Here is an 849-nt window from a genome sequence, read left to right on the forward strand (position 1 = left end):
GCATCAAACAGGGTTCGCATCGAAAACACTTTCTTGAACCCGTTGACCGGATTGAGCCTGTCGAAATCCGCCTTGAGGGGATCCGTGGTGAACATCGGCCCTGTCTGCATCAGGTTGGCCAGCGCGGCGGTGAGCATGATGACGGCGAAAAAAGGCAGCAGCTGCATCATTGCCCCCTTGACCACCTGGGATGCAAGAGGCCACAGCGCTCCGCCATTGGGATCCAGACCAGCGATGCGAAGCAACAGGCTCTGGTCGAAAACGAATTGGTCCCTGACGCTGTCCCAGCCCTTCCATGTCAGGTAAACGGAAGCCACCGTCCACACCAGCGCCGAAATGACTTCCGGGCTTTTGGCGACCTGCCCTTTTTCCTGCGCCCTGAGAAGCTTGTGAGGCGTCGCCGCTTCATTGCGGTCAAGGTCTTGCTCATCGGCCATGGACGGCTCCCGGCGCAAATGTGCTTTGAGACGCATCCTGGGACAACATGGAATCCCAGGTCGTGTAGATGCTGCGGTAAACCCGCGTCATGACGCCACCTACGCCGGCAAACCACAGGGACAGCGTGATGAGCCCGACAACGATTTTCACGGGAATGCCGATGGCGAACATATTCATCTGCGGCAGGTTTCGCGCGACAACGCCGAGCGCCATTTCAACCATGAAGAGGCAGAAAACCACGGGCGCGACCAGGGCAAATCCCAGCGTGAACAAGGCGCTCACCTGTTTGAGCATCGCGACCAGGCCGTAGGCAGCCGACCACTGCGCTGCCACGGGAAACCGCTCAACGCTGAATGCGATGCCTCGCAGCAAAGCATGATGGCCGGCCAGCAGGAAGAACAGCAGCACGGC

The 849-nt window shown here is 59.4% G+C and carries 2 protein-coding genes; both read right to left on the reverse strand.

Going from position 1 to position 849, the window contains the following annotated elements:
• Positions 1–437: EscU/YscU/HrcU family type III secretion system export apparatus switch protein (locus AC1DWI_RS24890; RefSeq protein WP_477726144.1), on the reverse strand; the 437-nt coding region annotated here is incomplete at its 3' end.
• Positions 427–849 (reverse strand): flagellar biosynthetic protein FliR (locus AC1DWI_RS24895; RefSeq protein ID WP_477726145.1); only part of this gene is annotated, 423 nt, incomplete at its 5' end. The genes AC1DWI_RS24890 and AC1DWI_RS24895, both read right to left, overlap by 11 nt.

It is taken from the genome of Polaromonas sp. P3_C2 (assembly GCF_056402675.1).